Origin of the sequence: Ramlibacter sp. AN1133 (assembly GCF_037890035.1) — a bacterium.
Classification (GTDB): Bacteria; Pseudomonadota; Gammaproteobacteria; order Burkholderiales; family Burkholderiaceae_C; genus Ramlibacter.
In genome coordinates this window covers 1-874 of sequence record NZ_JBBKTQ010000056.1, presented here as the reverse complement: position 1 = coordinate 874, position 874 = coordinate 1, and the positions used below count along the sequence as shown (strand labels likewise).

Here is an 874-nt window from a genome sequence, read left to right as displayed (position 1 = left end):
GCGCTCACCGGCCTGGAAGCCAACCTGCGCTTCAACGGCCCCGAGACCATGTTCACCCGCATCTTCGGCCGGCTGACCGCCTGGCAGAACTGGATCTTCCAGCGCCCCAACGCCGTCGGCGAAAAGGGTGCGCTGAAGGTGTACGGCAAGGGCGACCGCGCCGCTTTCGATTTCAACCGCGTCTGATCCCAGGAGCCGACATGAGCACGATCAACTACAGCGACAAGATCCCCAACAACGTCAACCTGAGCGAGGACCGGACGCTGCAGCGCGCGCTCGAGCAGTGGCAGCCCAACTACCTGTCCTGGTGGAAGGACATGGGCCCCGAGGGCAGCCAGGACTTCGACGTCTACCTGCGCACCGCCATCAGCGTGGATCCGGAAGGCTGGGCGCAGTTCGGCCACGTGAAGATGCCCGATTACCGCTGGGGCATCTTCCTGAACCCGGGCGAGAGGGACCGCAAGATCCACTTCGGCGACCACAAGGGCGAGGCCGCCTGGCAGGACGTGCCCGGCGAATACCGCGCCAACCTGCGCCGCATCATCGTGACGCAGGGGGATACCGAGCCCGCGTCCGTGGAGCAGCAGCGCCACCTGGGCCTGACGTGTCCCAGCCAGTACGACCTGCGCAACCTGTTCCAGGTCAACGTGGAAGAGGGCCGCCACCTGTGGGCCATGGTCTACCTGCTGCACAAGTACTTCGGCAAGGACGGCCGCGAGGAGGGCGAGGCGCTGCTGGAGCGCCGCAGCGGCAACGAGGACAACCCGCGCATCCTGCAGGCCTTCAACGAGAAGACGCCCGACTGGCTGTCCTTCTTCATGTTCACCTACTTCACCGACCGCGACGGCAAGTTCCAGCTCGCCGCGCTGGCCGA

At 65.9% G+C, this 874-nt stretch carries 2 pseudogenes; both read left to right on the top strand.

Going from position 1 to position 874, the window contains the following annotated elements:
- Window positions 1-186 (top strand): annotated as a pseudogene (locus WG923_RS30330) (2,3-epoxybenzoyl-CoA dihydrolase); the annotation flags it as partial.
- A gap of 14 nt (window positions 187-200) precedes the next feature.
- A pseudogene (locus WG923_RS30325) lies at window positions 201-874 on the top strand (benzoyl-CoA 2,3-epoxidase subunit BoxB); the annotation flags it as partial.